This is a genomic window from Pseudomonas sp. 210_17 TE3656, assembly GCF_054821965.1.
Map to the genome: position 1 here is coordinate 4,648,958 of NZ_JBTRBC010000001.1, position 26,961 is coordinate 4,675,918.

At 63.8% G+C, this 26,961-nt stretch carries 27 protein-coding genes; 7 read left to right on the forward strand and 20 right to left on the reverse strand.

Annotation, left to right across the window (positions count from 1 at the left end; translation table 11 throughout):
• Positions 1-57 precede the first annotated feature (57 nt).
• The 14 genes from ACVI9W_RS21620 to paaF form a co-directional block, all read right to left on the reverse strand.
• Entirely contained in the window at positions 58-1,314 is a 1,257-nt protein-coding gene (locus tag ACVI9W_RS21620) for an OprD family porin (protein ID WP_461531136.1), read from the reverse strand.
• 21 nt (positions 1,315-1,335) lie between these two features.
• Positions 1,336-2,982, reverse strand: coding sequence for a cation acetate symporter (locus ACVI9W_RS21625; RefSeq protein ID WP_461531137.1), 1,647 nt, complete (start codon positions 2,980-2,982; stop codon positions 1,336-1,338).
• Positions 2,979-3,287 carry a DUF485 domain-containing protein gene (locus ACVI9W_RS21630; RefSeq protein ID WP_461531138.1) on the reverse strand — a complete coding sequence of 103 codons (309 nt, stop codon included), beginning with the start codon at positions 3,285-3,287 and terminating at the stop codon, positions 2,979-2,981. The genes ACVI9W_RS21625 and ACVI9W_RS21630 overlap by 4 nt, the downstream gene beginning before the upstream one ends.
• 115 nt (positions 3,288-3,402) lie before the next feature.
• Positions 3,403-4,479, reverse strand: a complete 1,077-nt coding sequence (gene paaE, locus ACVI9W_RS21635; RefSeq protein ID WP_157191996.1) for a 1,2-phenylacetyl-CoA epoxidase subunit PaaE — start codon at positions 4,477-4,479, stop codon at positions 3,403-3,405.
• Between the two features lie 27 nt (positions 4,480-4,506).
• The gene (paaD, locus tag ACVI9W_RS21640) at positions 4,507-5,040 is read right to left on the reverse strand and encodes a 1,2-phenylacetyl-CoA epoxidase subunit PaaD (protein ID WP_461531139.1); all 534 of its coding nucleotides are present in this window, start codon (positions 5,038-5,040) and stop codon (positions 4,507-4,509) included.
• On the reverse strand, positions 5,027-5,788 hold the full coding sequence (gene paaC, locus ACVI9W_RS21645) for a 1,2-phenylacetyl-CoA epoxidase subunit PaaC (RefSeq protein WP_461531140.1): 762 nt from the start codon (positions 5,786-5,788) through the stop codon (positions 5,027-5,029). Before paaC ends, paaD begins: the two co-directional genes overlap by 14 nt.
• Before the next feature lie 10 nt (positions 5,789-5,798).
• Entirely contained in the window at positions 5,799-6,080 is a 282-nt protein-coding gene (paaB, locus tag ACVI9W_RS21650; RefSeq protein WP_128324817.1) for a 1,2-phenylacetyl-CoA epoxidase subunit PaaB, read from the reverse strand.
• A gap of 27 nt (positions 6,081-6,107) precedes the next feature.
• Complete coding sequence (gene paaA / locus ACVI9W_RS21655) at positions 6,108-7,100, reverse strand: 1,2-phenylacetyl-CoA epoxidase subunit PaaA (protein ID WP_157191999.1); 993 nt, start codon at positions 7,098-7,100, stop codon at positions 6,108-6,110.
• A gap of 267 nt (positions 7,101-7,367) precedes the next feature.
• Positions 7,368-8,681 (reverse strand): phenylacetate--CoA ligase PaaK, encoded by a 1,314-nt coding sequence (paaK, locus tag ACVI9W_RS21660; protein ID WP_461531141.1) that lies wholly within the window; start codon positions 8,679-8,681, stop codon positions 7,368-7,370.
• A gap of 88 nt (positions 8,682-8,769) precedes the next feature.
• Positions 8,770-9,975 (reverse strand): 3-oxoadipyl-CoA thiolase, encoded by a 1,206-nt coding sequence (gene pcaF, locus ACVI9W_RS21665; RefSeq protein ID WP_461531142.1) that lies wholly within the window; start codon positions 9,973-9,975, stop codon positions 8,770-8,772.
• Positions 9,968-10,417, reverse strand: a complete 450-nt coding sequence (gene paaI / locus ACVI9W_RS21670) for a hydroxyphenylacetyl-CoA thioesterase PaaI (protein ID WP_461531143.1) — start codon at positions 10,415-10,417, stop codon at positions 9,968-9,970. Before paaI ends, pcaF begins: the two co-directional genes overlap by 8 nt.
• A complete protein-coding gene (paaH, locus tag ACVI9W_RS21675; RefSeq protein ID WP_461531144.1) occupies positions 10,410-11,927 on the reverse strand; it encodes a 3-hydroxyacyl-CoA dehydrogenase PaaH in 1,518 nt (505 codons plus the stop codon). Before paaH ends, paaI begins: the two co-directional genes overlap by 8 nt.
• 3 nt (positions 11,928-11,930) lie before the next feature.
• Positions 11,931-12,722, reverse strand: a complete 792-nt coding sequence (gene paaG, locus ACVI9W_RS21680) for a 2-(1,2-epoxy-1,2-dihydrophenyl)acetyl-CoA isomerase PaaG (protein ID WP_157192004.1) — start codon at positions 12,720-12,722, stop codon at positions 11,931-11,933.
• Between the two features lie 43 nt (positions 12,723-12,765).
• Positions 12,766-13,539 (reverse strand): 2,3-dehydroadipyl-CoA hydratase PaaF, encoded by a 774-nt coding sequence (gene paaF, locus ACVI9W_RS21685; protein WP_157192005.1) that lies wholly within the window; start codon positions 13,537-13,539, stop codon positions 12,766-12,768.
• Positions 13,540-13,933: 394 nt separating this feature from the next.
• On the opposite strand from paaF, the gene paaN reads away from it, so the two are divergent.
• The 7 genes from paaN to ACVI9W_RS21720 all read left to right on the forward strand — a co-directional run bounded on the left by paaN (position 13,934) and on the right by ACVI9W_RS21720 (position 20,957).
• Positions 13,934-15,619, forward strand: coding sequence for a phenylacetic acid degradation protein PaaN (gene paaN, locus ACVI9W_RS21690; RefSeq protein ID WP_461531145.1), 1,686 nt, complete (start codon positions 13,934-13,936; stop codon positions 15,617-15,619).
• Between the two features lie 10 nt (positions 15,620-15,629).
• A complete protein-coding gene (paaY, locus tag ACVI9W_RS21695) occupies positions 15,630-16,226 on the forward strand; it encodes a phenylacetic acid degradation protein PaaY (RefSeq protein ID WP_461531146.1) in 597 nt (198 codons plus the stop codon).
• A gap of 83 nt (positions 16,227-16,309) precedes the next feature.
• Positions 16,310-17,233, forward strand: coding sequence for a phenylacetic acid degradation operon negative regulatory protein PaaX (gene paaX / locus ACVI9W_RS21700; RefSeq protein WP_461531147.1), 924 nt, complete (start codon positions 16,310-16,312; stop codon positions 17,231-17,233).
• A gap of 102 nt (positions 17,234-17,335) precedes the next feature.
• Positions 17,336-18,253: a transcriptional regulator FeaR gene (gene feaR, locus ACVI9W_RS21705; RefSeq protein ID WP_157192009.1), complete on the forward strand. Its 918-nt coding sequence runs from the start codon at positions 17,336-17,338 to the stop codon at positions 18,251-18,253.
• 258 nt (positions 18,254-18,511) lie between these two features.
• Positions 18,512-18,910 (forward strand): c-type cytochrome, encoded by a 399-nt coding sequence (locus tag ACVI9W_RS21710; protein ID WP_461531148.1) that lies wholly within the window; start codon positions 18,512-18,514, stop codon positions 18,908-18,910.
• Positions 18,911-18,945: 35 nt separating this feature from the next.
• On the forward strand, positions 18,946-20,433 hold the full coding sequence (locus ACVI9W_RS21715) for an aldehyde dehydrogenase family protein (protein ID WP_461531149.1): 1,488 nt from the start codon (positions 18,946-18,948) through the stop codon (positions 20,431-20,433).
• Positions 20,434-20,771: 338 nt separating this feature from the next.
• The gene (locus ACVI9W_RS21720; protein ID WP_461531150.1) at positions 20,772-20,957 is read left to right on the forward strand and encodes a hypothetical protein; all 186 of its coding nucleotides are present in this window, start codon (positions 20,772-20,774) and stop codon (positions 20,955-20,957) included.
• A 242-nt stretch (positions 20,958-21,199) separates the two neighbouring features.
• Here the strand turns inward: ACVI9W_RS21720 and ACVI9W_RS21725 are convergent, their stop codons facing one another.
• From ACVI9W_RS21725 to ACVI9W_RS21750, 6 genes are all read right to left on the reverse strand, one after another.
• A complete protein-coding gene (locus ACVI9W_RS21725; protein WP_461531151.1) occupies positions 21,200-21,721 on the reverse strand; it encodes a cytochrome C in 522 nt (173 codons plus the stop codon).
• A gap of 13 nt (positions 21,722-21,734) precedes the next feature.
• Positions 21,735-22,256, reverse strand: coding sequence for a methylamine dehydrogenase light chain (locus ACVI9W_RS21730; protein WP_157192014.1), 522 nt, complete (start codon positions 22,254-22,256; stop codon positions 21,735-21,737).
• A gap of 21 nt (positions 22,257-22,277) precedes the next feature.
• Positions 22,278-22,913 (reverse strand): methylamine dehydrogenase accessory protein MauD, encoded by a 636-nt coding sequence (mauD, locus tag ACVI9W_RS21735; RefSeq protein WP_461531152.1) that lies wholly within the window; start codon positions 22,911-22,913, stop codon positions 22,278-22,280.
• Between the two features lie 3 nt (positions 22,914-22,916).
• The gene (locus tag ACVI9W_RS21740; protein WP_157192016.1) at positions 22,917-23,456 is read right to left on the reverse strand and encodes a MauE/DoxX family redox-associated membrane protein; all 540 of its coding nucleotides are present in this window, start codon (positions 23,454-23,456) and stop codon (positions 22,917-22,919) included.
• A gap of 13 nt (positions 23,457-23,469) precedes the next feature.
• Complete coding sequence (locus tag ACVI9W_RS21745; RefSeq protein ID WP_461531153.1) at positions 23,470-24,624, reverse strand: amine dehydrogenase large subunit; 1,155 nt, start codon at positions 24,622-24,624, stop codon at positions 23,470-23,472.
• Positions 24,625-24,774: 150 nt separating this feature from the next.
• Positions 24,775-26,919, reverse strand: a complete 2,145-nt coding sequence (locus ACVI9W_RS21750) for a methyl-accepting chemotaxis protein (RefSeq protein ID WP_461531154.1) — start codon at positions 26,917-26,919, stop codon at positions 24,775-24,777.
• Positions 26,920-26,961 lie beyond the last annotated feature (42 nt).

Consider the following 26,961-nt stretch of genomic DNA (forward strand, 5'->3'; position numbering starts at 1 on the left):
TACCAATTCTCCAGGGTGTCGGGGGCGGCCGGGAGCCCGTGGGCCCGGCCGCAAGTCTTACCAGAGGGCCAGGGAATAGCCGAGGATCAGGCGGTTTTCGTCAATGTCCGAGGTCAGGCCGGCGCCAGAACGGAAGGTGGCGTTGCGCAGGCGAATGTTGAAGTTTTTGAAGGTGCCGGACTGGAAGGTGTAAACCAGGTCGGTGTCGCGTTCCCATTCCTTGCCACCGCTGACTTTCGCCGTTTCGATGTTGCGGCCGTTGACGTAACGGGTCATGAAGGTCAGCCCGGGCACGCCGAGGGCGGCGAAGTCGTAGTCGTAGCGGGCCTGCCAGGCGTCGGTCTCGGCTTTGGTAAAGGTGTTGACCGTTACCAGGTTGACCGAGTACGGGTCCAGGCCGACGAAGGCAAAGTCGCCGTCGCCCGACAGGCTCTGGTAGCCGGCCCCGAATTTGTGGGCGCCAACGCCCAGGGTCAGCATGCCGTTGAAGAAGCGGTTGTCGATACGGCCACCGTCGACCCGGGCGGCGCTACGGAAGTTGTGGTCACCGCTTTCGCCGGTGTTGAAGTAGCGCAGGTCGGTCTTGAGGGTGATGCCTTCGGCCAGGGTGGCGTTGTGTAGCAGGCCGGCGTAGTGCTGCTGGTAGATGTTGTCCATCTGTGCGTAGTAGTAGCTGAGCAGCAGGCTCGGGTTGATGGCGTAGCTGCCGCCCGCCAGGTCGAGGTGGGCGCTTTCGACACCGTTGTAGTTCATCTCGTCATTGCTCGACGAGTCGCGCAGGTTGATCTTTTCCAGACGCCCGGCGTTGAGGGTCAAACCACCAATTTCCTGGGAGTTGAGCAAAGTCCCGGCATAGGTGGAGGAGAGCAGGCGCGTGTCGTTGTAGGCGGCGACCGGCAACTGAGGCTGCAAGGTGCCGACTTTCAGCACGCTTTTCGACAACCGTACTTTGGCGGTCAGGCCCAGTTCGCTGTAGGTGTCTTCCGGCTCCTGGCTTTCGGCGCCGAAGGCCAGCAGGCCAGTGCCGCGACGATCACGGCTGGAGTCGAGTTTGATCGCCGTTTCGCCAATGGCGTCCAGGCCCAGGCCCAGAACGCCTTCGGTAAACCCCGATTCAACGCGTGCGGTAAAACCCTGCGCCCATTCTTCGGCCTTTGCCTGCGGCGCGTTGCTTTGCCGGAAGTCGCGGTTCATGTACATGTTGCGGGCTTCGAAGCTGCCTTTGCTGTCTTCGATAAAGCCGGCCATGGCTACTGGTGACAGGGCCAGGCCGAGCGCCGCCAGTAGCGGCGCGGGGTAACGGATATTAGTCATTGTTATTGTTGTTCCGTTGAGTCAGTGGCGGTTGGCGGCGGCTGCGCCGATACCGGTCATCGAGCGGATGAACTGGGCCAGGTAGCGACCACGCTCGGTTTGCGCGCGCTCTGAGCGGTCGGTCACCGAAAACACCCAGGCGCCGAGGAACGCCAGCGTCATTGAGAACAGCGCCGGGTTCGAGTAGGGGAACAGTGCCTTTTCATGGTGCAGCACGCCGACCCAGACCACCGGGCTCAGCAGCAGCAGGACCACAGCGGAAGCCAGGCCAACCAGGCTGCCGGCGACAGCGCCACGGGTGGTCAGGCCCTTCCAGAACATCGACAGGAACAGCACCGGGAAGTTGACCGAGGCGGCGATGGCCAGCACCAGGCCGGACAGGAAGGCAATGTTCTGCGACTCGAACAGCAAACCGAGGACCACCGCCAGCGCGCCAATAACCAGGGTCGCCAGGCGCGACATGCGCATCTCTTCGCGTTCGCTGGCCTGACCCTTGCGGATCACGCAGGCGTACAGATCGTGGGCCACCGCCGAAGCGCCGGACAGTGCCAGGCCGGCGACTACGGCGAGGATGGTGGCGAAGGCCACTGCCGAGATGAAGCCGAGGAACAGGTTGCCGCCCACCGCCTGGGCCAGGTGTACCGCAACCATGTTGCCGCCACCGACAATCGCGCCGCTGGCATCGCGGAACGTCGAGTCAGTGCCGACGATGACGATGGCGCCGAAGCCGATGGCAATCAGCAGCACATAGAAGTAGCCGATGAAGCCGGTGGCATAGAGCACGCTCTTGCGCGCTTCCCGGGCATCCTTGACGGTGAAGAAACGCATCAGGATGTGCGGCAGGCCGGCGGTGCCGAACATCATGCCGACCGCCAGCGAGAGGGTGTCGATGGGATTGCCCAGCAGACCGCCCGGGGCCATGATCGCCTGGCCCTTGCTGTGCACGGCGGCAGCACCGGCGAACATCGCCTCGGTGCTGAAGTTGAAGTGCTTGAGCACTGCGTAGGCCATGAAGGTGGCGCCGCAGAGCAGCATCACTGCCTTGATGATCTGCACCCAGGTGGTGGCGAGCATGCCGCCGAAGGTCACATAGAAGACGATCAGCACGCCAACCAGCAGTACTGCATGCAGGTAGCTGATGCCAAACAGCAGTTCGATCAGCTTGCCGGCGCCGACCATCTGCGCCATCAGGTACATCAGCGCCACGATCAACGTGCCGACGGCGGCGACGATGCGGATCGGGGTCTGCTCCAGGCGGTAGGAGACCACGTCGGCGAAGGTGTACTTGCCTAGGTTGCGCAGCCGTTCGGCGATCAGGAACAGGATGATCGGCCAGGCGGCGACCACGCCCAGGGAGTAGAGCAGGCCGTCGTAGCCGGCCATGAAGATCATCGCCGAGATGCCCAGGAACGACGCGGCGCTGATCATGTCGCCGGCAATCGCCAGGCCGTTCTGCAGGCCGCTGATGCCGCCGCCGGCAGTGTAGAAGTCGCTGGCCGAGCGGGTGCGCAGGGCGGCCCAGCGGGTGATGCCAAGGGTGAACAGGACGAATACCAGGAACATGCCGATGGCGTTCCAGTTCAGCGGCCGCGCGGCAGTCTCAGCAGCCATGGCGGCGCCGCTCGACAGCAGGCCGCCACTGAGCAGCAGCAGGTGGGAAGTCTTCATTGCTGAGCCTCCTGCTGCAGTTTGGCAACCAGCGGGTCGAGCACCTGGTTGGTCTGGCGCACGTAGAACGCGGTGAAAATGAACGAGAGCAGGATCACCACCACGGCCACCGGAATGCCGATACTGGTGGCGCCGCCGTTCAGCGGCTGGGCGAGTACCCCCGGGGCGAATGCCATCGTCAACACGAAGCCGTAGTAGATCGCCAGCATCGCCAGGGTCAGTGACCAGGTCAGGCGCTGTTTGCGGCGCACCAGCTGAATGAAATCCGGATGTTGCCGGAGACGTTCGGGGTCTTGTGGGGTCATGGTTGCACGCTCTCTTGTTGTGATTGTCGAGTCAGTGTTTTCGGGGGTACGGCAAAGCCCGGGCGTTGCAGGTGTCACTTCGCCGGCGAGGTGACACCTGCAACGCACCGGGCGGTCAGAGCTGGTCGAAGTCGAGTACGACCTTGTCGCTGAGCGGGAAGGACTGGCAGGACAGCACGTAGCCGGCCGCCACCTCGTAGTCCTCAAGGGCGAAGTTGCTGTCCATTTCCACCTCGCCTTCGATCACCTTGCACTTGCAGGTCGAGCACACCCCGGCCTTGCACGAGTAGGGCAGTTCGGCGCCGTGTTCATTGCCGGCGTCGAGCACGCTGGCGCTGTTGCGTGCCAGCTCGAAGGACAGCTCGCGCCCGTCGCTGATCACGGTGATCTGGCTCTTGGCGCTGTCGACCTGGGCAGCGGCCTGGCGCGCTTCGCGTTTCTGCGTGCTGCCAACGGCGGCGAACAGTTCGAAGTGGATGCGCTCGGCGGGCATGCCGTTGGCCTTGAGCTGGTCGCGCACGGTTTCGGTCATGGCCTGCGGGCCGCAGATAAAGGCGGCATCGAGCGCCTTGACGTCGAGCCAGCGGCTGAACAGTTGCGCGCATTTGTCAGCGTCGATGCGGCCGTTGTAGAGGTCGACATCCTGTTGCTCGCGGCTGAATACGAAGATCAGGTTGAGGCGCTGTAGGTAGCGGTTCTTCAGGTCTTCGAGCTGTTCGCGAAACAGCGCGGAGTTGCTCGAGCGGTTGCCGTAGAGCAGGGTGAAGCTGCTGTGCGGTTCGCGTTCCAGGGTGGTCTTGATGATCGACAGGATCGGCGTGATGCCGCTGCCGGCGGCCACTGCCAGGTAACGGCCGTGGCGTGCGGCATCGAGTGGCACGTAGAAGTGTCCGGACGGCGGCATCACTTCCAGGCTCTGCCCGGCCTTGAGGCTGTCGTTGGCGTGGGCGGAGAACAGCCCGCCGGGCACGCGCTTGATCGCCACGCGCAGCTCGCCGTCGTTGACCCCGGTGCAGATTGAGTACGAACGGCGTACTTCCTGACCCTCGAGGTGGGTACGCATCACCAGGTGCTGGCCCTGGGTGAAGGCGAAATCGTTGGCCAGCTCGGCCGGCACGTCGAAGGCGATCGACACCGCGTCGCGGGTCTCCGGGCGCACTTCTTTAATCTTCAGGCTGTGGAACTTGCTCATTTTTATTGGTCTCCGGCAGCACGCTGCTCAGATGCACTTGAAGTAGTCGAAAGGCTCACGGCACTCGATGCAGCGGTACAGCGCTTTGCAGGCGGTCGAGCCGAATTCGCTGAGGCGTTCGGTGTGGGCGCTGCCGCACTGCGGGCAGCACACCGGGTCACGCTCACCGAGCAGGCTGCGCTTGCTGGTGCTGTCGGCAGGCGGGGCGATGCCGTAGGTGCGCAGGCGCTCGCGGCCGCTGTCGCTGATCCAGTCGGTGGTCCACGCCGGGGTCAGCCGGCGCTCCAGCTGCGGTGCGGCGAAGCCGGCCTGCTGCAGGGCGTCGGTGATGTCCTGCTCGATCACCTCGGTGGCCGGGCAGCCGGAGTAGGTCGGGGTGACCACCACATGCAGGTGGCCGCCTTGCCAGTCGAGGCCGCGCACGATGCCCAGATCGACCACGCTGACGACCGGGACTTCCGGGTCCATGACTTCGCCGAGCACGGCCCAGGCCTGCTCCAGGTCGTTGGCCTGGAGTGGGCGGGCGCCGCGGTCGCTGGCGATCAGCTCACCAGGTCGCATCGGGATAGGCTCGCGGCAGGAACTGCATTTCGGCCAGCAGGATGCCCAGGTGCTCACTGTGCACACCACGGCGCCCGCTGAGGTAGAAGTGGTTGGGCGCTGCCGGTACCGGCAGGGTGGCCCGGGTGAACACTTCCTCGACCTTGGCGCGCCAGGCGCTGGCGATTTCCTCCGGCTGTGCGGCGATGCCGGCCTCGGCCAGGCGCTGCTCGACCTCGTCGCCATCGACCAGTTCGCCGCTGAAGCGCCAGACCTGGTCGATCGCTGCCAGCATGCGCTGGTGGCTTTCTTCGGTGCCGTCGCCCAGGCGCTCGACCCACTCGCCGGAGCGGCGCAGGTGGTAGGTGACTTCTTTCAGCGCTTTGGCGGCGATGCCGGCGATGCGCTCATCGCTGGACGCGCTGAGGGCGCTCAGTACCTGGAAGTGCCAGGCATCGTAGAGGAACTGTTTGACGATGGTTACCGCGTAGTCGCCGTTGGGTTGCTCGACCAGCAGCAGGTTGCGGTAGGCGCGCTCGTCGCGACGAAACGCCAGGTGGTCGGCGTCACGGCCGTCGGCCAGCAGCTCGGCGGCGTAGTCCAGCCAGTTGCGCGCCTGGCCGACCAGGTCGAGGCCGACGTTCATCAGCGCCAGTTCTTCTTCCAGTGCCGGGGCTTTGCCGCACCATTGGCACAGGCGCTGGCCCTGAATCAGGGCGCTGTCGCCGAGGCGCAGCAGGTATTGGATGAGGTCTTCACGTTGGGTCATGGCAGTGGCCTCACATATGACCGACTTCGGCCGGCAGCTCGTAGAAGCTGGCGTGGCGGTAGACCTTGTCTTCCGAGGGCACGAACAGCGGGTCTTTCTCGTCCGGCGAGGAGGCGGTGATCAGTGCCGAAGGCACCACCCACAGGCTCACGCCCTCGTTGCGGCGGGTGTACAGCTCGCGCGCGTTCTCGATGGCCATCGCCGCGTCGGCGGCATGCACGCTGCCGACGTGCTTGTGGTTGAGGCCGTGCTTGCTGCGCACGAAAACTTCGAACAGGGTCCATTCGGACATGGCGGGACTCTCCAGATCAGTGGCTTATCAAGCGGCGTTGCGCTTGGCTTGTTGTTTTTTGGCGTGGGCGACCGCGGCCTGGCGCACCCAGGCGCCGTCCTCGATGGCCTTGCGGCGGGTGTCGATACGCTCGGCGTTGCATGGGCCGTTGCCTTTGAGCACGTCGTAGAACTCGTCCCACTGGATGTCGCCGAAGTCGTAGTGGCCGCGCGCTTCGTTCCACTTCAGGTCCGGGTCCGGCACGGTGCAGCCGAGCAGTTCCAGTTGCGGGATGGTCTGGTCGACAAAACGCTGGCGCAGTTCATCGTTGCCCTGGCGCTTGATCTTCCAGGCCATCGACTGGGCGCTGTTCGGCGAATGCTCGTCGCTCGGGCCGAACATCATCAGCGCCGGCCACCACAAGCGGTTGATCGCGTCCTGGACCATGTCCTTCTGCGCCTGAGTGCCTTCTTTCATCATGGTCAGCAGCAGTTGGTAGCCCTGACGCTGGTGGAAGCTCTCTTCCTTGCAGATACGGATCATTGCCCGCGAGTAGGGGCCGTAGGAGGTGCGCTGCAGCACCACCTGGTTGACGATCGCTGCGCCGTCGACCAGCCAGCCGACCGCGCCCATGTCGGCCCAGCTCAGGGTCGGGTAGTTGAAGATGCTCGAGTACTTGGCCTTGCCGCTATGCAGCTTGGCGATTTCCTCGTCGCGGTCGGCGCCGAGGGTTTCCATTGCGCTGTACAGGTACAGGCCGTGACCGGCTTCGTCCTGGATTTTGGCCATCAGCTGCAGCTTGCGCTTGAGGGTAGGGGCGCGGGTTACCCAGTTACCTTCCGGCAGCATGCCGACGATCTCGGAGTGGGCGTGCTGGGAGATCTGGCGGATCAGGGTCTGCCGGTAGGCGTCCGGCATCCAGTTCTTTGCTTCGATCTTGATCTCGGCATCGATCTTCTCTTGGAAGGCGCGTTCTTCGGGGGACATTTCGTCCAGCGCTTTGACCCGCTTAACGCCGGTCTCAACCAGTTGTGCGTACATGCTGCGTCTCCAGCCTTTTAAAGGTTTTTGTCGGGAGGCCTTGGCCATGGCTGTATTTTTAAATGATACAAAAATAAATATCAAACATTAAATTGTGTGTCGCATGTGATTTTTGTATCGCATTGCCGAATCGAGGGAGAAAGGGCGGTGGCAGGTGCTGGCTACCAGCACCTGGTCAGGGCTTGCGGGCGTGATGAATAGCGGGGATACAGCGCTTTTTACGGCCAAAAAAAAGCCCCGCCGAAGCGGGGCCGAGACAATCTGGAGTTAGCCTTGGACGCGTTTGTCAAATACGTGGCAGGCCTTGCCTTCCGAGCGTTTCAGGCTGTGCGAGGGCTGGATCAGTACGCGCGCGCTGATGCCGATGTAGGTCTTGATCTGCTTGCTCAGTTCGTTGCCGATCAGTTTTTGCTGATCGCCGTCCAGGCCTTGCAGGTCATGCTTGAGCTCCACGTGCACATCCATGCTGTCGAGGTTGCCATTGCGATACAGATGTATCTCATAATTCTCAGAAAGCTGTTTTATTTTAAGTACCTGTTCCTCGATCTGCGTAGGGAACACGTTGACCCCGCGGATGATCAGCATGTCGTCGCTGCGTCCGGTGATCTTGTCGATGCGCCGCATCGGCCGTGCGGTACCCGGCAGCAGGCGGGTGAGGTCGCGGGTGCGGTAGCGGATCATCGGCAGCGCTTCTTTGCTCAGCGAGGTGAACACCAGCTCGCCGTATTCGCCGTCGGGCAGCACTGCGCCGGTCACCGGGTCGATGATTTCCGGGTAGAAATGGTCCTCCCAGACGGTCGGGCCGTCCTTGGTCTCGGCGCATTCCATGGCCACGCCCGGGCCCATGATTTCCGACAGGCCATAGATGTCCAGGGCGGTGATACCCATGCGTTCTTCGACTGCGCGACGCAGCTCGGCGGTCCAGGGTTCGGCGCCAAAGATGCCCAGGCGCAGTGCCAGCTTCTGCGGATCGATGCCCTGGCGCTCGATCTCGTCGGCGATATTGAGCATGTACGACGGGGTGACCATGATGATGTCCGGCTGGAAATCACGGATCAGCTGGACCTGCTTCTCGGTCTGGCCGCCGGACATCGGGATCACTGTGCAACCGAGGCGCTCGGCGCCGTAGTGGGCGCCCAAACCGCCGGTGAACAGGCCGTAACCGTAGGAGATCTGTACCTTGTCGCCACGCCGGCCGCCAGCCGCGCGGATCGAGCGAGCGACCACGTTGGCCCAGGTGTTGATGTCGTTTTGCGTGTAGCCAACCACGGTCGGCTTGCCGGTGGTGCCGCTGGAGGCATGCAGGCGCACGACGTCGTGCATCGGCACGGCAAACATGCCATAGGGGTAGTTGTCGCGCAGGTCGTTCTTGCCGGTGAACGGGAACCTGGCCAGGTCGTCCAGCGATTTCAGGTCGTCCGGGTGCACGCCCAGGCTGTCGAAGCGCTGCTTGTAGAGCGGCACGTTGTGGTAGGCGTGGTTGAGGCTCCAGCGCAGGCGCTCCAGCTGGTGCTGGCGCAACTGATCGATGCTGGCGGTTTCCATCGGATCAAGCAGGGATGTGTTAGCAAACATATTCATGGTTTCACTCGAATTTTATTTTTGTGCATTGGCCCGCACGCAGGCCTATGAGTGCTGATGAGCAGAATAACCTTCGGCGGCTGGCGTGTCAGAGCCGCTCGATGATCAGTGCGATGCCCTGGCCGACGCCGATGCACATGGTGCAGAGTGCGTAGCGGCCCTGGCGTTCTTCCAGTTCGTGCAGCGCGGTGGTGACCAGGCGCGCGCCGCTCATGCCCAGCGGGTGGCCGAGGGCGATGGCGCCGCCGTTCGGGTTGACCCGTGGGTCTTCGTCGTCCAGACCGAGTTCGCGCAATACCGCCAGGCCCTGGGCGGCGAAGGCTTCGTTGAGTTCAATGACGTCCATGTCGGCCAGGCTGAGGCCGGCCAGTTCCAGCACCTTGTGCGTGGCCGGTACCGGGCCGATGCCCATCAGGCGTGGTTCGACACCGGCAGTGGCCATCGCAACCACCCGGCCACGGGCTTTGAGGCCATGCCGTGCAGCCGCTTGCGGGCTGGCCAGCAGCAGTGCGCAGGCACCATCGTTGACCCCCGAAGCATTGCCGGCTGTGACGCTGCCGCCTTGACGGAACGGCGTGCCGAGCCTGGCCAGCTGCTCCAGGGTGGTGTCGCCGCGTGGGTGTTCGTCGTGTTCGACACGTTTGGCCGGGCCTTTGCGCTGGGCGATTTCCACCGCCACGATTTCCTTGGCCAGGCGGCCGCTGGCCTGGGCTGCGGCGGCCTTGTGCTGGCTGCGCAGGGCGAAGGCGTCCTGGTCGGCGCGCGAGACATTGAACTGCGCGGCGACGTTTTCGGCGGTCTCCGGCATCGAGTCAGTGCCGAATTGCGCCTGCAGCAGCGGGTTGATGAAGCGCCAGCCGATGGTGGTGTCGAAGATTTCCGCGCTGCGGCCGAAGGCTTGCTCGGATTTGCCCATGACGAACGGGGCGCGCGACATCGACTCGACGCCGCCGGCGATCATCAGCCCGGCTTCACCGCAGCGCAGAGTGCGCGCGGCGAAGCCGATGGCGTCCAGGCCCGAGCCGCACAGGCGGTTCAGCGTGGTGCCCGGAACGCTGGCGGGCAGGCCCGCGAGCAGCGAGGCCATGTGCGCGACGTTGCGGTTGTCTTCGCCGGCCTGGTTGGCGCAGCCGTAGATCACATCGTCGATGGCGCTCCAGTCCAGTTGCGGGTGGCGCGCTTGCAGGGCCTTCAGCGGAATCGCGCCGAGGTCGTCGGCGCGCACGCTGGAGAGGGCGCCGGCGTAGCGGCCGATGGGGGTACGGATGGCGTCGATGATCAGGGCGTCATTCATTCGGGGTCTCCTGCGCCAGCACGGTGCCGCGCACTTTGTAGGACTTGCCACGGAACAGGGCGATCAACTGGCCGTGCTGGTTTTCAATGCGTACGTCGTAGTTACCGGTGCGGCCACTGCGGCTTTGCTCACTGGCGTGCGCGGTCAGGGTGTCGCCCAGGCGGGCCGGGGCGACGTAGTCAATGCTGCAGCCGATTGCCACGCAGGCGTCGTTGTAGCTGTTGCAGGCGAACGCGAAGGCCGAGTCGGCGAGGGCGAACAGGTAGCCGCCATGGCAGGTGCCGTGGCCCTGGATCATGTCTTCGCGCACGCTCATGCCGATCATCGTCCGCCCGGGGGCGATCGACAGCAGGCGCATGCCCATGCGCTGGCTGGCGGTATCGCGCTCGAACATTGCCTCGGCGCAGCGGGTGGCAAGTGCCAAGGCGTCGTGGTTAGTCATGGAAGCACCTCCCTTCGGCGACCAGGCGGCGCAGCAGCAGGGAAGGGCGATAACGCTCCTCGCCGTAGCTGGCCTGCAAGTGCTCCAGGGTGCGCAGCACGCCTGGCAGGCCGATCGCGTCGGCCCAGGCCAGCGGACCCTGCGGGTAATTCACCCCAGCGCGCATCGCCAGATCGATATCGGCGGCACTGCCGACACCCTGCAGCACCGCGTCGGCGCCTTCGTTGGCGAGCATCGCTACGCTGCGCAGCACCGCCAGGCCAGGCAGATCGGCGAGTTGGCTGACCTTGATCCCGGCACGCTGCAGCAGGGCCACGGCCTGCTCGCGGGCAGCGGCGCTGGTGTCGGCGGCGCAGGCGATGGCCAGGCGGCCGGCCTTGGCATAGTCCAGCGCCAGGTCAATCAGCACCAGATTGCGCAAGCCATCTTCCTGAGCGCGCTGGCTGGCCAGGCGCCCGTCGGACAGGGCCAGCACTGCATCGCCGACACGCAGCAGGCCGCTGCCGTCACGCCGCACCACCTGCACGCCAGCGTCCTGCAGGCGCTGGATCAGCGGTTCGGCGACACCCAGATGGCCTTCCACCACGCAACTGTCGATGCTGGCGGCGCTGCTCAGCTCCACCGGCTGCGGGCGCTCAACGCCTTCGGCGTAGTTATAGAAGCCGTGGCCGCTTTTGCGGCCGAGGCGGCCGGCGTCGACCAGTTCCTTCTGGATCAGCGACGGCTGGAAGCGCATGTCGTTGTAATAGGCCGCGAACACCGAGCAGGTCACGGCATAGTTGACGTCGTGGCCGATCAGATCGGTGAGTTCGAAGGCACCCATGCGAAAACCGCCGGCGTCGCGCAGCAGGGCGTCGAGGGTCGCGCAGTCGGCGGCGCCTTCCTGCAGCAGACGCAGGCTTTCGGCGTAGAACGGCCGGGCCACGCGGTTGACGATGAAGCCGGGGGTGGATTTGGTGTGCACCGGCTGTTTACCCCAGGCGCTTGCCGTGGCGTACAGCTGCTCGGCCAGCGTGCGTGGCGTGGCCAGGCCGGAGACAATCTCGACCAGCGCCATCAGCGGCGCTGGATTGAAGAAATGCATGCCGATCACCCGCTCGGGGTGGGCGAGGCCGGCGGCCAGGCTGGTGATCGACAGCGATGAGGTGTTGCTCGCGAAGATGCAGTCGGCGCTGCACAGCGCCTCCAGTTGACGCAGCAGGCCGCGCTTGACCTCAAGGTTCTCGACGATCGCCTCGATCACCAGGCCCGCATCGGCCAGTGCCTCGATGGCGTCGGCCGGCTGCAGGCGGGCCACCGTGGCAGTGCGCGCCTCGGCACTGAGGCGGCCTTTTTCCACCAGCTTGCCGAGCTGCCGGTCGATACCGTCGATGGCCTGGGCGGCGGCGCCGGGGCGGCTGTCATGCAGCTTCACTGGATGGCCGGCCTGTGCCGCCACCTGGGCGATGCCGGCCCCCATGGCGCCAGCGCCGATCACGGCGACGACGGTGCTGTGGTTCAGTGCGCTCATCGCTTAGCGTCCCTTGAAGGCTGGGGTGCGTTTGGCCATGAAGGCGCTGACGCCTTCACGGTAGTCTTCGCTGCGCCCGGCCAGGCGCTGCAGGTCGCGTTCGAGGTCGAGCTGTTCGTCGAAGCTGTTGTTCAGGCTGGCGTTCAGGCTGCGCTTGATCAGCGCCAGGCCGTAGGTCGGCTGGCTGGCCAGGTGGCGCGCCAGTTTCAGCGCTTCATCGCGCAGCTCGGCATCGTCGACCACGCGGTAGATCAGCCCCCACTGCTCGGCCTGTTCGGCGCTCAGGCGCTCGCCGAGCAGCATCAGCGCCTTGGCGCGGGCAGTGCCGACCAGGCGCGGCAGGGTCCAGGTGCCGCCGGAGTCGGGGATCAGGCCGATCTTGCAGAACGCCTGGATAAAGCTCGCCGAACGCGCTGCCAGAACCAGGTCGCAGGCCAGCGGAATGTTCGCCCCGGCACCGGCGGCGACGCCGTTGACTGCGCAGATCACCGGCAGCGGCAGGTCGCGCAGGGCGCGAATCAGCGGGTTGTAGTACTGCTCGATGGACTCGCCCAGGTCGGGTGCGGCGGCGTCCGGGGCGACGTTGCGGTCGCCCAGGTCCTGGCCGGCGCAGAAGCCACGGCCTTCGCCGCTGAGCAACAGCACGCGCACTTCGGGGTTCTGCCGCACCTGTTTGAGGGCTTCGCGCACTTCAGCGTGCATCTGCGCGTTGAAGCTGTTGAGTTGTTCCGGGCGATTGAGGCTGAGGGTGGCAACGCCTTCCTCGATGGCAAACAGGATGTGCTGGAAATTCATGGCAGGGGTGCTCTAGGGATAACCAGGGAACGGGCAGCCAGGCTTACTGGCCAGTGAATTCGGGGCGGCGCTTGGCCTGGAAGGCGGCGATACCTTCATTGCGGTCGGCAGTGCCGGCCAGCACGGTGAAGGCGTGGCGCTCGAAGCGCAGGCCGCTGGCCAGGTCCGTGTCCTGGGCCTTGAGCAGCGCTTCCTTGGCCAGGCGCACCGCCAACGGCGCTTTCTGTGCGATCACGCGGGCGATGGCGATGGCGCGATCGACGGTGAACTCGGGCTGGGTCACTTCGCTGACCAGACCGGCACGCTGGGCGAAGCGTGCATCGATGGCTTCGCCGGTGAGCACCATCTGCATGGCCAGCGATTTGCCGACCGCGCGCAGCAGGCGTTGGGTACCGCCGGCGCCGGGCATGATGCCGAGGTTGATTTCCGGCTGGCCGAAGCGGGCGTCTTCGCCAGCGATGAGGATGTCGGCGTGCATAGCCAGTTCGCAGCCGCCGCCCAGGCAAAAGCCGTTGACCGCGGCGATCAGCGGTTTGGAGAAGGCGGCGATACGCTGCCAATGGGCGACACGCGGGTCGTTGAGGATACCGACCAGGTCGCGCTCGGCCATTTCCTTGATGTCGGCACCAGCGGCGAACGCCTTGCGGCTGCCGGTGATGACCACGGCGCGAGTGTCGGGGTCGCGTTCGGCGTGGTCCAGTTCTGCCGCCAGTTCACCGAGCAGCTCGGTGTTCAGGGCGTTCAGCGCTTCCGGGCGCTGCAGGGTGATCAGGCGTACGCCCGCTTCGGTGGCAAGGACGGCAAGGGTGCGAGGCATCAAACGCTCCTCAGGCTGCACGCGCGGCTTGGTTGGCCGGCTAGTTATTGGTAGTTGCGGCGATCTGGCGGGCAGCGACGAGGGTGCCTGCCAGGGCCGACTTTTTCCGAGTATACGCACAAAGCGATACAAAACAACAACGCAAAAATACAATTTTGTGTCTTATGTGTTGATGCTTTAGTGGTGCATGTTCCGGGGTTAAGGCTGCTAAATCCGGCTGGAATGAGGGTTGTAGCGCGCTGCTGGTGGGGAATGGTCGCTACGTTTCGCTGATATTCCGATACAGGTGGCTTTACTTATTTATCAAAAAGCGTTGTGATACAGAAAATCTCATCAAGCGCATCGCTTTCTGTAGCTTTGTGCTGTTGCCGCCAGCTTTTCGAGGATCTACGCGATGCCGTCCACTGCCACCCGTGCCGCCCAGGAACTGTTCGACCACCACCGCGCCACGCTCGACCGCGCGTTGCAGGCCATTGCCGAACGTGGCTACTGGTCGCCCTACAGCGAGCAGCTCAAGCAATACCCGCAAGCGGCGGTAGAGGGCGCACAGGCGGCATTCGAGGCGCTGCTCAACCGGCCGTTCGTGCTGCAAGGTCCGGCTGCGGTGGGGCGCGCAGGTGCCGAGCGTTCGCCCTACGGCTTCGATCTTGGTGTCAGCTACGATCAGTACGATCCGGAACAGTTGCTGACACGTCAGCAACAGGCGCTGCCAGCCTGGCGCGATGCCGGCCCGCAGGCGCGGGTCGGCGCCTGTCTGGAAATCCTCGAACGCCTCAACGCGCTGAGCCCGACCCTGGCCCATGCGGTGATGCACACCACAGGCCAGGCTTTCATGATGGCCTTCCAGGCCGGCGGCGCGCATGCCCAGGACCGTGGTCTGGAAGCTGTGGCCTACGCCTGGCGGGCGATGGCCGAGGTGCCGCAGGCGGCGCAATGGCTCAAGCCGCAGGGCAAGCTCGATCCGCTGCACCTGGACAAACGCTGGCACATCGTGCCGCGCGGCCTGTCGCTGGTGGTCGCCTGTTCGACCTTCCCGACCTGGAACACCTATCCGGGCCTGTTCGCCAGCCTGGCCACCGGTAACCCGGTATTGGTCAAGGCGCACCCGGGGGCGATCCTGCCGGTGGCGATGAGCGTCAAGGTGGCACAGGAGGTGCTCGCCGAGCTGGGCTTCGACCCGGCGCTGGTCAGCCTGGTGGTCGACAGCCCTGAGGCGCCGGTGGCGCAGCAGCTGGCGCTCGATCCGCGGGTCAAGCTGGTCGATTTCACCGGCTCCAATGCCTTCGGCGAGTGGCTGGAGCGTCACGCGCTGCAGGCCCAGGTGTTCACCGAGAAGGCGGGCATCAACACGGTGATCATCGACAGCACCCGCGATCTCAAGGCGGTGGCGAAGAACCTGGCGTTTTCCCTCAGCCTCTATTCCGGGCAGATGTGCACTACTACCCAGGCTATCTATGTGCCGCGCGGCGGGATCCGCAATGGCGACGAACAGCTCAGCTTTGCTCAGGTTGCCGAAGCACTGAGCGCTGCGATCAACGCTTTGCTCGCCGACAACGACCGCGCCTGCGCGGTGCTCGGCGCCATCCAGGCGCAAGCGACAGCGGCACGCATCGACGCCTGCCGTGAGCTGGGCGACGTGCTGCTCGACAGCGAAGTACGCGAGCACCCGCAGTTCCCCGGTGCACGGGTGCACACGCCGCTGCTGCTGAAGGTCGACGCGGCGCAGCGCGACGCTTATACGCAAGAGCGCTTCGGACCCATTGCGTTCATCGTTGCCACCGACGACAGCGCGCACAGCTTGCAGGTCGCCCGCGAAGTGATCGCCGCCAGGGGCGCCATGACCCTGGGTGTGTACTCCACCGACGAGGCGTTCCTCGAACAGGCTGAAGCCTTGGCTCAGGATGTCGCCGTGGCGCTGTCGGTGAACCTCGACGGCGGTGTGTTCGTCAACCAGTCGGCGGCTTTCAGCGACTTCCATGCCACTGGCGGCAACCCGGCGGCGAATGCTTCGATCAGCGACGGCGCCTTTGTCAGCCGGCGCTTCGTCATCGTCCAGAGCCGCCGCCACGCGGCCCAATGAGGACACTGCCATGACGTGCTACAGCCTCGACGGCCTGACCCCGGTCGTCCACCCCAGCGCCTATGTGCACCCCAGTGCGGTGCTGATCGGCGACGTGATCATCGCTGCCGGCTGCTATGTCGGCCCGTTGGCCAGCCTGCGCGGCGACTTCGGGCGCATCGTCCTGGAAGAGGGCGCCAATATTCAGGACACCTGCGTGATGCACGGCTTCCCTGAGAGTGACACGGTGGTCGGGCGCAACGGCCACATCGGCCACGGCGCGGTGCTGCACGGCTGCCGCATCGGTGACGACGTACTGGTCGGCATGAATGCGGTGGTCATGGACAACGCCGAGATCGGTGCGCGCTCGTTCGTTGCCGCCACTACGTTCGTCAAAGCCGGCTTTCGTTGCGACGAGCAGTCGCTGGTGCTCGGTTCGCCTGCGCAGGTCAAACGTCGCCTCAGTGATGAGGAGGTGGCCTGGAAGCTGGCGGGTACCGAGGAATACCAGCGTCTTGCCCAGCGTTGCCTGCAGGGCCTGGTCGCCTGCGAGCCGCTGCGCGAGGTCGAAGCGGCTCGCCCGCGGATCAGTGCCAGCACCTTGCGGCCCAAAGGGGAGGGGCGATGAACAGTGCGGCGAAGCTTGCTGGCAATGGTCAGGACTGGCGCTCAGCGGGTATATTTCGCAGCAATCTCATGCCCGGTTCTCCCATGACGTCCCTTGCTCCCCTCAATCAGTTGATCGCCCGCTTCCAGCAGCAAACTCCGCTGCGTGCCAGTTCGCTGATCATCACCCTCTACGGTGATGCCATCGAACCACATGGTGGAACGGTCTGGCTCGGTAGCCTGATCCAGTTGCTCGAACCCATTGGCATCAACGAGCGGCTGATTCGTACCTCTATATTCCGCTTGACCAAGGAAGGCTGGTTGAGCGCCGAGAAGGTCGGTCGACGCAGTTACTACAGCCTGACCGGGACCGGTCGTCGGCGATTCGAGAAGGCGTTCAAGCGCGTTTACAGTTCGGCGCTGCCCGCCTGGGATGGTTCCTGGACCCTGGTGCTGCTTTCGCAACTGCCGCAGGACAAGCGCAAACAGGTGCGCGAAGAGCTGGAGTGGCAAGGTTTTGGTGCGATCTCGCCGGTGATGCTGGCTTGCCCGCGCTGTGAACGCGCCGATGTGGTGGCGACCCTGCAGGATCTTGAGGTACTGGAAGACACCATTCTGTTTGAAACCACCGCGCAGGACGTACTGGCCTCCAAGGCACTGCGCATGCAGGTGCGCGAGAGTTGGAACATCGAGGCGCTGGCCGCGCAGTACAGCGAGTTCATCCAGTTGTTCCGGCCATTGTGGCAAGCGCTGCGCGAGCAGGATGAGCTGCAGCCGATGGACTGTTTTCTGGCGCGAACCTTGCTGATTCATGAATACCGCAAGTTGCTGTTGCGCGATCCGCAACTGCCCGAAGAGCTGCTCCCGGGGGACTGGGAAGGGCGGGCGGCGCGTCAGCTGTGCCGCAATATCTATCGTCTGGTCCAGGCCAGAGGCGAAGAGTTTCTCAGCAGCGCGCTGGAAACGGCCGACGGTCCGTTACCGGAGGTCGGAGAGAGTTTCTATCGGCGCTTCGGCGGGCTTAAATAGCCGCGGCAGGTGACGGAGAAATTGCCGGACAATGAGGTAACCCAGGCGCGATGAGGTCGGTGCCTGGCTAATAATAAAAATAGCAGAGAGGCCTGTGACATCGTGATGACTGCAAGTGCGCTCAGGGCAGACCGTTTTGATGAATGGCTGCAGCAAATCAACCAGGCTTGTGGCCGTTTTTGTGCCAGCACCCTGGGGCCCGACTTTTCCGGCTCGGTTAAGGAGCACAAGGTCGGCGCGATCAAGCTGAGTCTCGTTGATGTCGCTCAAGCTCGTCTCTATCGCACCGGACGTGAAGTAGAGCAGAGCGAGGGCAGGCATTTCTTCGCCGCGTTCCAGCTGCAGGGCCATGCGGCAATGGAGCAGGATGGCCAGCGCGTGACGTTGCGTCCTGGCGATATCACGCTGATCGATGCGACCTTGCCAAGCGATTTCACCTACAGCGACAACTCGCGCCAGCTGTCGTTGATTCTGCCCCGGCATCTGGTCGAGCACAGCCAGCGTTTCAGTAACATTCGCTGTGCTCAACGGATCGATGCCAGCTCGCCGATTGCGCTGCTGGCCAATCGACTGGTGTTGGAGGCGAGCCGTCTGGACACGCTCAGCCTGCACGAGAGCGAAGCCACGCTGGATGCCATCGTCAGCTTGTTGCGCCCGGTCATTGGCAGTACCGAGGCTGACCCGGATGTGCACGAGCGGATGTTCCGCAAGACCCTGGCGTTCATCGATGAAAACATTCGCAGCGAAGAATTGTGCCCCGAGCTTCTGGCGCGCGAAGTAGGGGTGTCGGTGCGCGGTTTGTACCGCATGTTCTCGAAGAAAGGCCTGGTGGTTGCCCAGTACATCAAGAACCGTCGCCTGGATTTCTGCGCCGAGTCCTTGCGCCACAGTGGGGCGGAGCAGAAGCTTTCCGCCTTGGGTTATTCCTGGGGGTTCTCCGACGCCAGCTATTTCTCCACCGCCTTCAAAGCCCGTTTTGGTGTAGCGCCCGGCGAGTACCGCAAGCGTTACCAGCACTGATTTCCCGCCCACCGCAACCCTGATCAGACGTGAAGGGTTGTGTCCCCTGAGCCGCCAATAGCGCGCTTCGCTCATCAATGCCCGGTCATGTTGGCAGTGCAGCCAATACGACTGGCATGCAGAAAAAAACCTTGTTTGGCCACTGCGGTTTAAATCGACAGGTCAAAGACCATCGTCCGTCCTGCGCAGCCGATGGTTTCTCCCATGGCAGGAGTTGTAGTGGGCAAAGCGGATGCTCAGGTCAGAGGTTTCAGTTCCATGCATAACAACAAGATTCGCCAGTGCCTGGCCGGCCTCACCGTGCTGGCGCTGTTCCAGGTTTCTCAGGTGCAGGCAGCCGCCTGCGCGCCAGCATCGGTGGACAAGGGCAGCAAGCTGTTCGCTCAGGAGTGCTCGGTGTGTCATGCCGTCCAGAAAGGCGTGACGGGCATGATGGGGGTCAACCTCAATGGGGTGGCGGGCCGCACCTCGGGCACCTTCCCGGGCTTCAGCTATTCCCAGGCGATGAAGGACAAGGCCGTGGACTGGAAAGCCGAAAGCCTGCAGGCCTTCATCACTCAGCCGCAGGCTTACGTGCCTGGAACCTACATGCTCTACGCGGGAATGGCCGCTGGAGAAGATAGTGCAGCGGTTGCCTGTTTCCTGACCCGGCAGTGAGCCTGGGTCGACCCAATGAATGATGAGGAATGACAATGAGCAAGGTTGATGTACTGCCACAGGTCGCCGCTTTTTTGCAGCGTCGGCACGGTTGCTTCATCGATGGCCAGTGGGTTGTGCCTGAAGGCGCCACCTCGCCGGTATTGAACCCGGCGACCGGTGAAACCATCGCCCAGGTGGCCGACGCCAGCGTCGAGCTGGTCGAGCGCGCTGTGCTGTCGGCGCGCAAGGCGCACGAAGCACGGGTCTGGTCTGGCCTGCGCCCGGCTGATCGCGAGCGCATCCTGCTGCGTTTCACTGCCCTGGTGGAAGCGCATGGTGAGGAGTTGGCGCAGCTGGAAACCCTGTGCCAGGGCAAATCGATCAACATGGCGCGAATGCTTGATGTCGGGGCCACCGTTGAATTCATGCGCTACATGTCCGGTTGGGCGACCAAGATTGAAGGGCAGGCCCTCGATGTCTCCATCCCGTTGCCGGAGGGCGCGCGCTACACGGCGTTTGCCCGCCGCGAGCCGGTGGGGGTAGTGGCCGGTATCGTGCCATGGAACTTCCCGCTGATGATCACCACCTGGAAGTTGATGCCAGCATTGGCCACCGGCTGCACGGTGGTGATCAAACCGTCGCCGGAAACCCCGCTGACCGCTCTGCGCCTGGCCGAGCTGGCCATCGAAGCGGGCATTCCTGCTGGTGTGTTCAACCTGGTGACCGGGGCAGGCAACGTCGGGCAGGCGCTTGCCTCGCACCAGAAGATCGACAAGGTGTCGTTCACCGGTTCCACCGCCGTGGGCAAGATCGTCGGCGGCGTCGCGGTGCAGAACATGACCCGCTTCGCGCTCGAGCTGGGTGGCAAGAATCCGATGATCATTCTTGCTGACGCCGATATCGACAAAGCCGTGCAGGGCGCGCTTTTGGGTGGCCTGCTCAACAACGGCCAGGTGTGTGCTGCCGCTTCGCGTTTCTATGTGCACCGCTCGCGCTACGATGATTTCGTCGCCGGTCTGGCTGCAGCGGTTTCGACCATGTCGATCGGAGCGGGCATGGATACCGCCGCGGCGGTCAACCCGCTGGTGTCGCGCAAGCAGCAGCAGAGTGTGCTCAAGCATATCGAGACGGCCAAGCAGGAAGGCGCCCGTGTGGTTACCGGTGGCGAGCTGGTGGAGAGTGCCGGTTTCTACGTGCAGCCGACGGTGCTCGCTGACGTCAACCATGACATGGCGGTGGCTCGTGCTGAAGTGTTCGGCCCGGTGCTGTCGGTCATTCCGTTCGATGACGAGGATCAGGCCATCGCCATGGCCAACGACAGCGTATACGGCCTGGCTGCCAGTCTGTGGACCAATGACCTGACCAAGGCGATGAACCTGGTGCCGCGTATCGAGGCGGGGACTGTTTGGGTCAATGCCCATGTGTTGCTTGATCCGAACATGCCGTTCGGTGGGGTCAAGCAATCAGGCATGGGGCGTGAGTTTGGTCGGTCGGTGGTTGAGGCTTATACCGAGGTCAAATCGGTGTGTATTGCGCACTGATCGCTTTTTGCTCTTTAGGGCAGGCCGTGGGTCTGCCATTTTTTTGCTGCGAGCTTATCCATTTTGTGTGGCGAAGCTGGCGGCCCCTTCCGCCTTTACGGCGGGTCCCTTTTGTCTTGGCAAAAGGAACCAAAACCGCTGGCTCCTGCATCCGGCCCTACGCTGCGCTCCGGGTTCCTTCGCTACGGCACCTTCCGGGGCCACGCGGCCTACGACTTGCTTCGCCAAGTCTACGGCTCGCGCTCTTCGGCTACGCCGAAGGTGCTACGCACTGGCCCCTACAGGCACCTCCACTCAGCCTCCTGAAGTCGCAGTCCGCGGCGCCTGAACTTGCGTGCATGAAGATCAAGATCAAGATCAAGATCAAGATCAAGATCAGCTTGGCTGCGCCAATATTTGATTTCGAAGATACGCCAGTGCAGGCGCCACCCGTAACTTTGCGACTTCAGGAGGCTGAGCGTAGGTGTCTGGAGGGGGCTGGTGCGCAGCACCCTTCGGCCAGAGCCGAAGTTCGCGAGCCGTAGACTTGGCGAAGCAAGTCGTAGGCCGCGATGCCCCTGGAAGACACCGTAGCGAAGGGACCCGAAGCGCAGCGTAGGGCCGGATGCAGGAGCCAGCGGTTTTGGTTCCTTTTGCCAAGACAAAAGGGACCCGCCGTAAAGGCGGAAGGGGCCGGCAGCTTCGCCACAAAAAATGGATAAGCCCGCAGCCGCAACACCCCCCAACAAAAAGCCCGCCAATAGGCGGGCTCAATCTCAGCACACCCTCAATAACTCATACCATCTTCTATCGCGATCCCCTTGGCACGCATCTGGCTGATCAGCCCGGCACGGGCATTCGGCACATTGAGCACCGACCTGTGCCTCACCGCCGCCACTTCCTCGCCGGTGTACGGCTGGTAGCGCTCAGGCAGACTCGTACCGGCAATACCGTCTTTACGCATCAGCCAGTTGATCAGCACCGCCAGTTGCTCATCGTTGAGTGCCGACTGGGCCATACCCGGCACCCGCACAAGGAACTCGCGTCCACCGTCGACCTTGAGGAAATTCCCGACGAAGTCTTTCATGCGCGGCACATCATTGGCCCTGGAGCCGCTGCCGTCGCCGAGATGACAACCCGCGCACTGCAACTGATAGTTCACCGCCGCGCTGTAGCCCGCCTGGGCGATAGGGGTTTGCACCGCTTCGTTGCCGGGCGCGTGTTTCTGGTTCGGGTCGGGAATAGCCCGCGCCATGGCCTGCGGAGCTGCCAGGGCGCAGGTCAGACCGATGATCAGCAAAGAGCGCATGATCGTCGCCACCTCAGACCGCGATGCCGCGGATGATCGACACGGTGCAATGGTAGATGTGCGACTTGGCGGCCAGGCACCAGTTCACATCGTTGTTGTTGAACGGCCGATAGGCCGGTTCCTCGCTGTCGTTGCGGGTACAGGCGCACTGGTTGCAGCTGTGCTTACCGCAGCAGTCGTTGTAGGAAATGATGTAGTCCTTGCCGTCCGCAGGGTTGCGGCAGGTGCCAATCCAGGTCACCTGGGAGGCCTCTGTGCCGGGTGGGCACGAATTCACGCTACCGCCGCAGCAGGAGCACAGAAAGCCGTCGATCGAGCAGTAACGCCAGTAGTCGCAGCTGTTCGGGTCACCCGGATCGCCAGCCATTGGCTTGTCGGCGGCCAGCGCCTTGCTGGTGCGGTCGATCGGCAACAGTACAGGCAGGGCCGCGCCGGCAATCATCAGCGAACCGATGCGGCCGAGGAGTTTGCGCCGCGAGGTGGTGTCGGCGACGTGGCGGGCAGAGCGCTCGAACAGGAGGTCGAGGAGTTTCATGGGCCTGTCCTTTCGTTATCGTTATGCGTGGGAGTGTGGAGTGCTGTGGGCATGGGCATGACCATGCGTGTCGCTGTTACCGTGCAGGTACTGCTGCAGGGTGGCGCTGCCCAGGTGCTCGGCTTCGAACAGGCTGTCGAGGTGTTCGCGCGAGTTGACCAGGCCCTTGGCGCGCAACACGCCGCTCTGGTCGATCAGCGCCGCGTAGGGCAGCTTGCCGATCTGGTAGGTCATGCCGACTTGCGGGCCGACCACGTAGGTGGCGTCTTCGAGCTTGTGTTCCTGGATCAGCTTCTGCTGGGCGTCCATGTCGCCGTCGCTGACGAACACCACGTCGAGGCGGTTGGCCTGCTCCTTGGCGATCGACTTGATCGCCGGCAGCAGTGATTTGCAGATCGGGCAGGTCGGCGAGAGGAAGAACAGCAACTGGGCTTTTTCACCGGCGTAGCCGAAGTTGACCGGGCGGCCGTTGCGATCGGCGGCAGTGACTTGTGGCGCCGGCTCGTTGACCGCAACGCCCTTGTCGACCATCAGTGCACCGGCCGGGGCCAGGCGTGAGTGCAGTACGCCGATCTGGCGGACCAGACCCATCACGGCGAAGGCGAGGGCGATCAGCAGTGCCCAGAGCAGGATGTTGGAGACGATCAAGCCTTCCATAATTTACCTTCCAATAAGTTTGAACAGACGAGGACCGTTGGCCAGCAGGCCTTCGGCGGCGGCGTAGATGAGCAGCGCAACGGCGCTCGCGGCGATTACCACGAAGCCGTCGAACAAGCCGAGGTCGCGCGCCTGCGGGGCGATGCCGGCGGCCAGCGCCAACATCACCAGTACGCTATTGCGCACCAGCAGCACAGGGCGCAGCGGTTGCGCCTGGTCGGGGCCCGAGCAGCCGCAGTCGATGTCGGCGCGACCGCGCCACAGGTTGATGCCGATGGCGGCTGCGTACAGCGCCAGTAGCGCTGCGGCCAGCAGGGCGGCGGTCGGCCGGCTGGCCGGAACCAGCAGGGCGAAGGCCACGCCGATTTCCACCAGCGGCAGGCCACGGGCGACCAGCTTGAGCAGCGCTTGCGGCAGCAGCTGATAATCCTCCAGTTGTTTGCGAAAGCGTGCCGGCGCCCGGAGCTTGTGGGTTGCGGCGCTGGCCAGGATCACCGCAACGGTGATCGCGCTGGCGATGATCAGGATCGGATCGATGTGCATGAATTCACCTCGCTCAGTGGCTGAGAATCTGCGTGGCGGTTTTATGCAGCTTTTCCATCGTGCCGGTGTGCTTGCCGCTCTTGAGGTCGAAGATGTCCATGCCGCCACCGACGTTGATGCCGAGCAGCAGCGGGTTGTCGTCGCTGGTGGCCTGCAGGCTCCAGATCGGCGCACCTTCGGTGCTCAGGGTGGCGATCTTCTTCTGGCTCTTGAGGTCGAAGGCCCAGATGGTGTTGCTCGGGTCTTCCCACTTCATCGCCTCGTGGGCGTCGTGCATCAGCACGTACAGGCGGTTGAGCTTTGGTGCGACAGCTATCAGCTGCCAGCCGCCCGGCGCCCAGCCAGCTTTCTTCTCTTCGTCGTTGACCAGCGACCAGGTCGGCAGGATTTTCGCTTCCTTCCCAGACAGGTCCAGGGTGTACACGGTGCCGGTGGTGGTGGTGAAGTAGAAGGTGTCGCCGACGTTCACGCCGCGCTCCACCAGCTTCTCCGCATTCGGGTCGAAGAACTTGGTCTGGGTACGCGCGGTTTCCTTGCCGCTGTCGTCGAGGGTCAGCAGCTGGATGCTGCCGTCGCCGCACAGCGAGGCGATGCGGCGCTTGCCCACCGGATAGCTGAGCACGCAGCCGGGAATGGCGATTTCGCCGGCCACGGCCCTGGACTGGGTGTCGACCACGGTGATCGAAGTCGACGGAGTGAAGTTGTAGACGTAGACGAAGTGGTCGTCGGCGCTGGTGGAAAGGCCGAAACGCTGGGTCAGCGACTCGGCGCGCTTGGCCGGAATGACCACTTCCCACTCCGGTGCCAGCTTGGAGGTATCCCAGGCGGTCAACACGTCGGTGCGGGTGCCGCGGGTGCCGCGCGAATAGAACAGGTCGGCGCTGTACAGCAGCTTGCCGTCCCGGCTCAGGGTCGAAGGGGCGGCGAAGCCGGTGCTGATCATGCCGAGGAAACGCTTCTGGTCCGGGTCGACCACGACCACACGGCCGGTGACAAAATTGTCGAACTCGACATCGACCATATAGGCGCGGTGCGGCGATGGCGGGAACGGCAACACGGTCTGGCCGATGCCGCTGTCAGCGGGCAGCTCGGCGAGGGCGGGGTACGCGCCGGCTAGCGACACGCCAAGAGCCAGGGTGGTTTGAGCAAGGATCCTGGTTATTCGCATCAGGGGGGCTCCCTTAATTATTGGATTTAGCGGATCGCGAAGGCATTGGCAGGGTTGTGCAGGCCTAGTCTGCCCTGAGGGCGTACAGGCGACATTGCTGTGCCTGCCAACCCGTTGTTTGCCTGTGCCAGTCCGTGTTTGCGGTGCAAATCAGATACGGAAACTGTCCACCAGGTGCTTCAGGCGGGCAGCCTGCTGTTCCAGATCGCCACAGGCGCGCAGGGTGGCGTTGAGGTTTTCCACGCCTTGCTGGTTGAGGGTGTTGATCTCGCTGATGTCCATGTTCAGGGCTTCGATCACCGAGGTTTGCTCTTCGGTTGCGGTGGCCACTGACTGGTTCATGCCGTCGATCTCACCGATACGCAGAGTCATGCTGCCCAGGCGTTCGCCGGCCTGATTGGCGATGGTCACGCTTTCTGCACTGTGGCTTTGGCTTTCGGTCATGGTGGTGACCGAGTCGCGGGCGTCCACCTGCAGGCCCTCGATCATGCTCTGGATTTGCTGCGCCGAGGCCTGGGTGCGGTGGGCCAGGTTGCGCACCTCGTCGGCGACCACGGCAAAGCCGCGCCCGGCTTCCCCGGCGCGCGCCGCTTCGATGGCGGCGTTAAGGGCCAGCAGATTGGTCTGCTCGGAGATGCTTTTGATCACTTCGAGGATCTGGCCGATATCCACGGTTTTGCTGTTGAGCATTTCGATATTGCTGCTGGAGGCGCTGATTTTGCTCGACAGCTGGTGCATCGCCGAGATGGTCTTTTTCAGTACCTGGCTGCCTTCTTCGGCCAGTTGCCGGACGTCCGAGGCCTGATGGGAAGCGTGCGCGGCGTTGCGTGCAATTTCCTGGGCGGCGGCGCCCAACTGGTTGATCGCGGCAGCTACGCTGTTGGTGCGGCTGGCCTGTTCGTCGGAGTTGCTCATGGACGAGTTGGAGGCGTTGACCACCCGGGTGGCGACCTCGTTGAGTTGGCGAGTGGTCGACGACACTTCACCGATCGAGGTGTGGATACGTTCGACGAAGCGGTTGAAGGCTTTGGCCAACTGGCCGATCTCGTCGCGCGACTGCACGGCCAGGCGGCGGGTCAGGTCGCCTTCACCCTCGGCGATGTCTTCGAGCATGTGGGTCAGGCTCTGCAGCGGGCGGGTGATGCGCAGGGCCGCCAGCCAGATCAGCAGCACGCCGAGCAAGGCCGCGCCGCCACCGAGCAGCAGTTCCAGAGTAGTGGCCTGCTCGCGCTGGCGGTCGAGCTCTTGTTGCAGACGCTCAGCTGGCGCCAGCAGGATGTTCTGCGGCACGCCTACGAGGATGCCCCAGGGCGCGGCGTCGGTGATGGGTGCAAGCGGCTCGAGTACGTTGATCTGTTGCTGGTCGACGAACACCTTGGCCTGGTTTTTTTGCAGTGCGCCCGGCACCCTGTCGGCCTCGCTGCCCAGGACCTGGCTCAGGCGCTGGCCGAGTCGCCTGGCATCCTGGCTGTACGCTGCTATCACACCGCTCGGGCTGATGATGCTGATCCTGCCGTTGCCGTCGAACAAGCCACGACTGCTGGCCTCGCTGCTCTGTTGCAGGGCGGCGAGGTTGATGTCGAGGCCGATGACAGCGATGACTTTGCCGTTTTCCATAAGCGGGAAGGCGATGCTGGTGACCAGCTTGCGCGTACCGGAAGCCTCGTCGAAGTAGGGTTCGAGTACACAGGCCGCCTGACGGTCGCGGGCGCAGGTATAAAACGCGTTGTACGGGCTGCCGCTGGGGCCGGGCTGGGTATTAGCCAGCAGGCCCTCGTCGCCGATGACCGGTTGCAGTTCGCCTGGTGTGCTTTGCACCCAGTACAGGGCGTAACGTCCGGCCTCGTTGCTGCCCAGCTCGGTCTGACCGGCGAAACGGCTATCGGCGCCGTCCAGGGCGTTGGCTTCGAAAATCACGTAAAGGCCGAGCAGATCGGGCTTGTCGATCAAGGCCTGACGCAGTTGCCGGGTCAGCTCCTGGCGTAATTGCTGCGGCGCCAGCTCGCCGTGTTGTGCGCGTTGACGCAGATAGAGCAGGTAGCGTGACAGCCCTTGGCCGTACTCATGGGTTTGCATGAAGGTGCGTTGCACCTGCAAGGCCTGCACCTTGGCCAGTGCCTGCATATGGCTTTCGGCGGCGCTGGCGAGCATGGCGCTGCTGGAATGCTTGACCTGTTCGCTGCTGTTCCCGGCCTGATACAGCGACAGCCCTACCAACAGGGCGACGATCAGCAACAGGCAGAGGCTGGCGAGCAGGGTGATCTTGCTTTGGATAGTCAGGAGACTGGAGCGCATGGGAGGGACCCGGATCGAGGCGAATGCTCAGCGGGTGACGGC

Excerpts from the sequence above, each read along its gene's own strand:
- ACVI9W_RS21620 (WP_461531136.1), bottom strand. The coding sequence starts at position 1,314 with ATGACTAATATCCGTTACCCCGCGCCGCTACTGGCGGCGCTCGGCCTG.
- ACVI9W_RS21625 (WP_461531137.1), bottom strand. The coding sequence starts at position 2,982 with ATGAAGACTTCCCACCTGCTGCTGCTCAGTGGCGGCCTGCTGTCGAGC.
- ACVI9W_RS21630 (WP_461531138.1), bottom strand. The coding sequence starts at position 3,287 with ATGACCCCACAAGACCCCGAACGTCTCCGGCAACATCCGGATTTCATT.
- paaE (WP_157191996.1), bottom strand. The coding sequence starts at position 4,479 with ATGAGCAAGTTCCACAGCCTGAAGATTAAAGAAGTGCGCCCGGAGACC.
- paaD (WP_461531139.1), bottom strand. The coding sequence starts at position 5,040 with ATGCGACCTGGTGAGCTGATCGCCAGCGACCGCGGCGCCCGCCCACTC.
- paaC (WP_461531140.1), bottom strand. The coding sequence starts at position 5,788 with ATGACCCAACGTGAAGACCTCATCCAATACCTGCTGCGCCTCGGCGAC.
- paaB (WP_128324817.1), bottom strand. The coding sequence starts at position 6,080 with ATGTCCGAATGGACCCTGTTCGAAGTTTTCGTGCGCAGCAAGCACGGC.
- paaA (WP_157191999.1), bottom strand. The coding sequence starts at position 7,100 with ATGTACGCACAACTGGTTGAGACCGGCGTTAAGCGGGTCAAAGCGCTG.
- paaK (WP_461531141.1), bottom strand. The coding sequence starts at position 8,681 with ATGAATATGTTTGCTAACACATCCCTGCTTGATCCGATGGAAACCGCC.
- pcaF (WP_461531142.1), bottom strand. The coding sequence starts at position 9,975 with ATGAATGACGCCCTGATCATCGACGCCATCCGTACCCCCATCGGCCGC.
- paaI (WP_461531143.1), bottom strand. The coding sequence starts at position 10,417 with ATGACTAACCACGACGCCTTGGCACTTGCCACCCGCTGCGCCGAGGCA.
- paaH (WP_461531144.1), bottom strand. The coding sequence starts at position 11,927 with ATGAGCGCACTGAACCACAGCACCGTCGTCGCCGTGATCGGCGCTGGC.
- paaG (WP_157192004.1), bottom strand. The coding sequence starts at position 12,722 with ATGAATTTCCAGCACATCCTGTTTGCCATCGAGGAAGGCGTTGCCACC.
- paaF (WP_157192005.1), bottom strand. The coding sequence starts at position 13,539 with ATGCCTCGCACCCTTGCCGTCCTTGCCACCGAAGCGGGCGTACGCCTG.
- paaN (WP_461531145.1), top strand. The coding sequence starts at position 13,934 with ATGCCGTCCACTGCCACCCGTGCCGCCCAGGAACTGTTCGACCACCAC.
- paaY (WP_461531146.1), top strand. The coding sequence starts at position 15,630 with ATGACGTGCTACAGCCTCGACGGCCTGACCCCGGTCGTCCACCCCAGC.
- paaX (WP_461531147.1), top strand. The coding sequence starts at position 16,310 with ATGACGTCCCTTGCTCCCCTCAATCAGTTGATCGCCCGCTTCCAGCAG.
- ACVI9W_RS21710 (WP_461531148.1), top strand. The coding sequence starts at position 18,512 with ATGCATAACAACAAGATTCGCCAGTGCCTGGCCGGCCTCACCGTGCTG.
- ACVI9W_RS21715 (WP_461531149.1), top strand. The coding sequence starts at position 18,946 with ATGAGCAAGGTTGATGTACTGCCACAGGTCGCCGCTTTTTTGCAGCGT.
- ACVI9W_RS21720 (WP_461531150.1), top strand. The coding sequence starts at position 20,772 with ATGAAGATCAAGATCAAGATCAAGATCAAGATCAAGATCAGCTTGGCT.
- ACVI9W_RS21725 (WP_461531151.1), bottom strand. The coding sequence starts at position 21,721 with ATGCGCTCTTTGCTGATCATCGGTCTGACCTGCGCCCTGGCAGCTCCG.
- ACVI9W_RS21730 (WP_157192014.1), bottom strand. The coding sequence starts at position 22,256 with ATGAAACTCCTCGACCTCCTGTTCGAGCGCTCTGCCCGCCACGTCGCC.
- mauD (WP_461531152.1), bottom strand. The coding sequence starts at position 22,913 with ATGGAAGGCTTGATCGTCTCCAACATCCTGCTCTGGGCACTGCTGATC.
- ACVI9W_RS21740 (WP_157192016.1), bottom strand. The coding sequence starts at position 23,456 with ATGCACATCGATCCGATCCTGATCATCGCCAGCGCGATCACCGTTGCG.
- ACVI9W_RS21745 (WP_461531153.1), bottom strand. The coding sequence starts at position 24,624 with ATGCGAATAACCAGGATCCTTGCTCAAACCACCCTGGCTCTTGGCGTG.
- ACVI9W_RS21750 (WP_461531154.1), bottom strand. The coding sequence starts at position 26,919 with ATGCGCTCCAGTCTCCTGACTATCCAAAGCAAGATCACCCTGCTCGCC.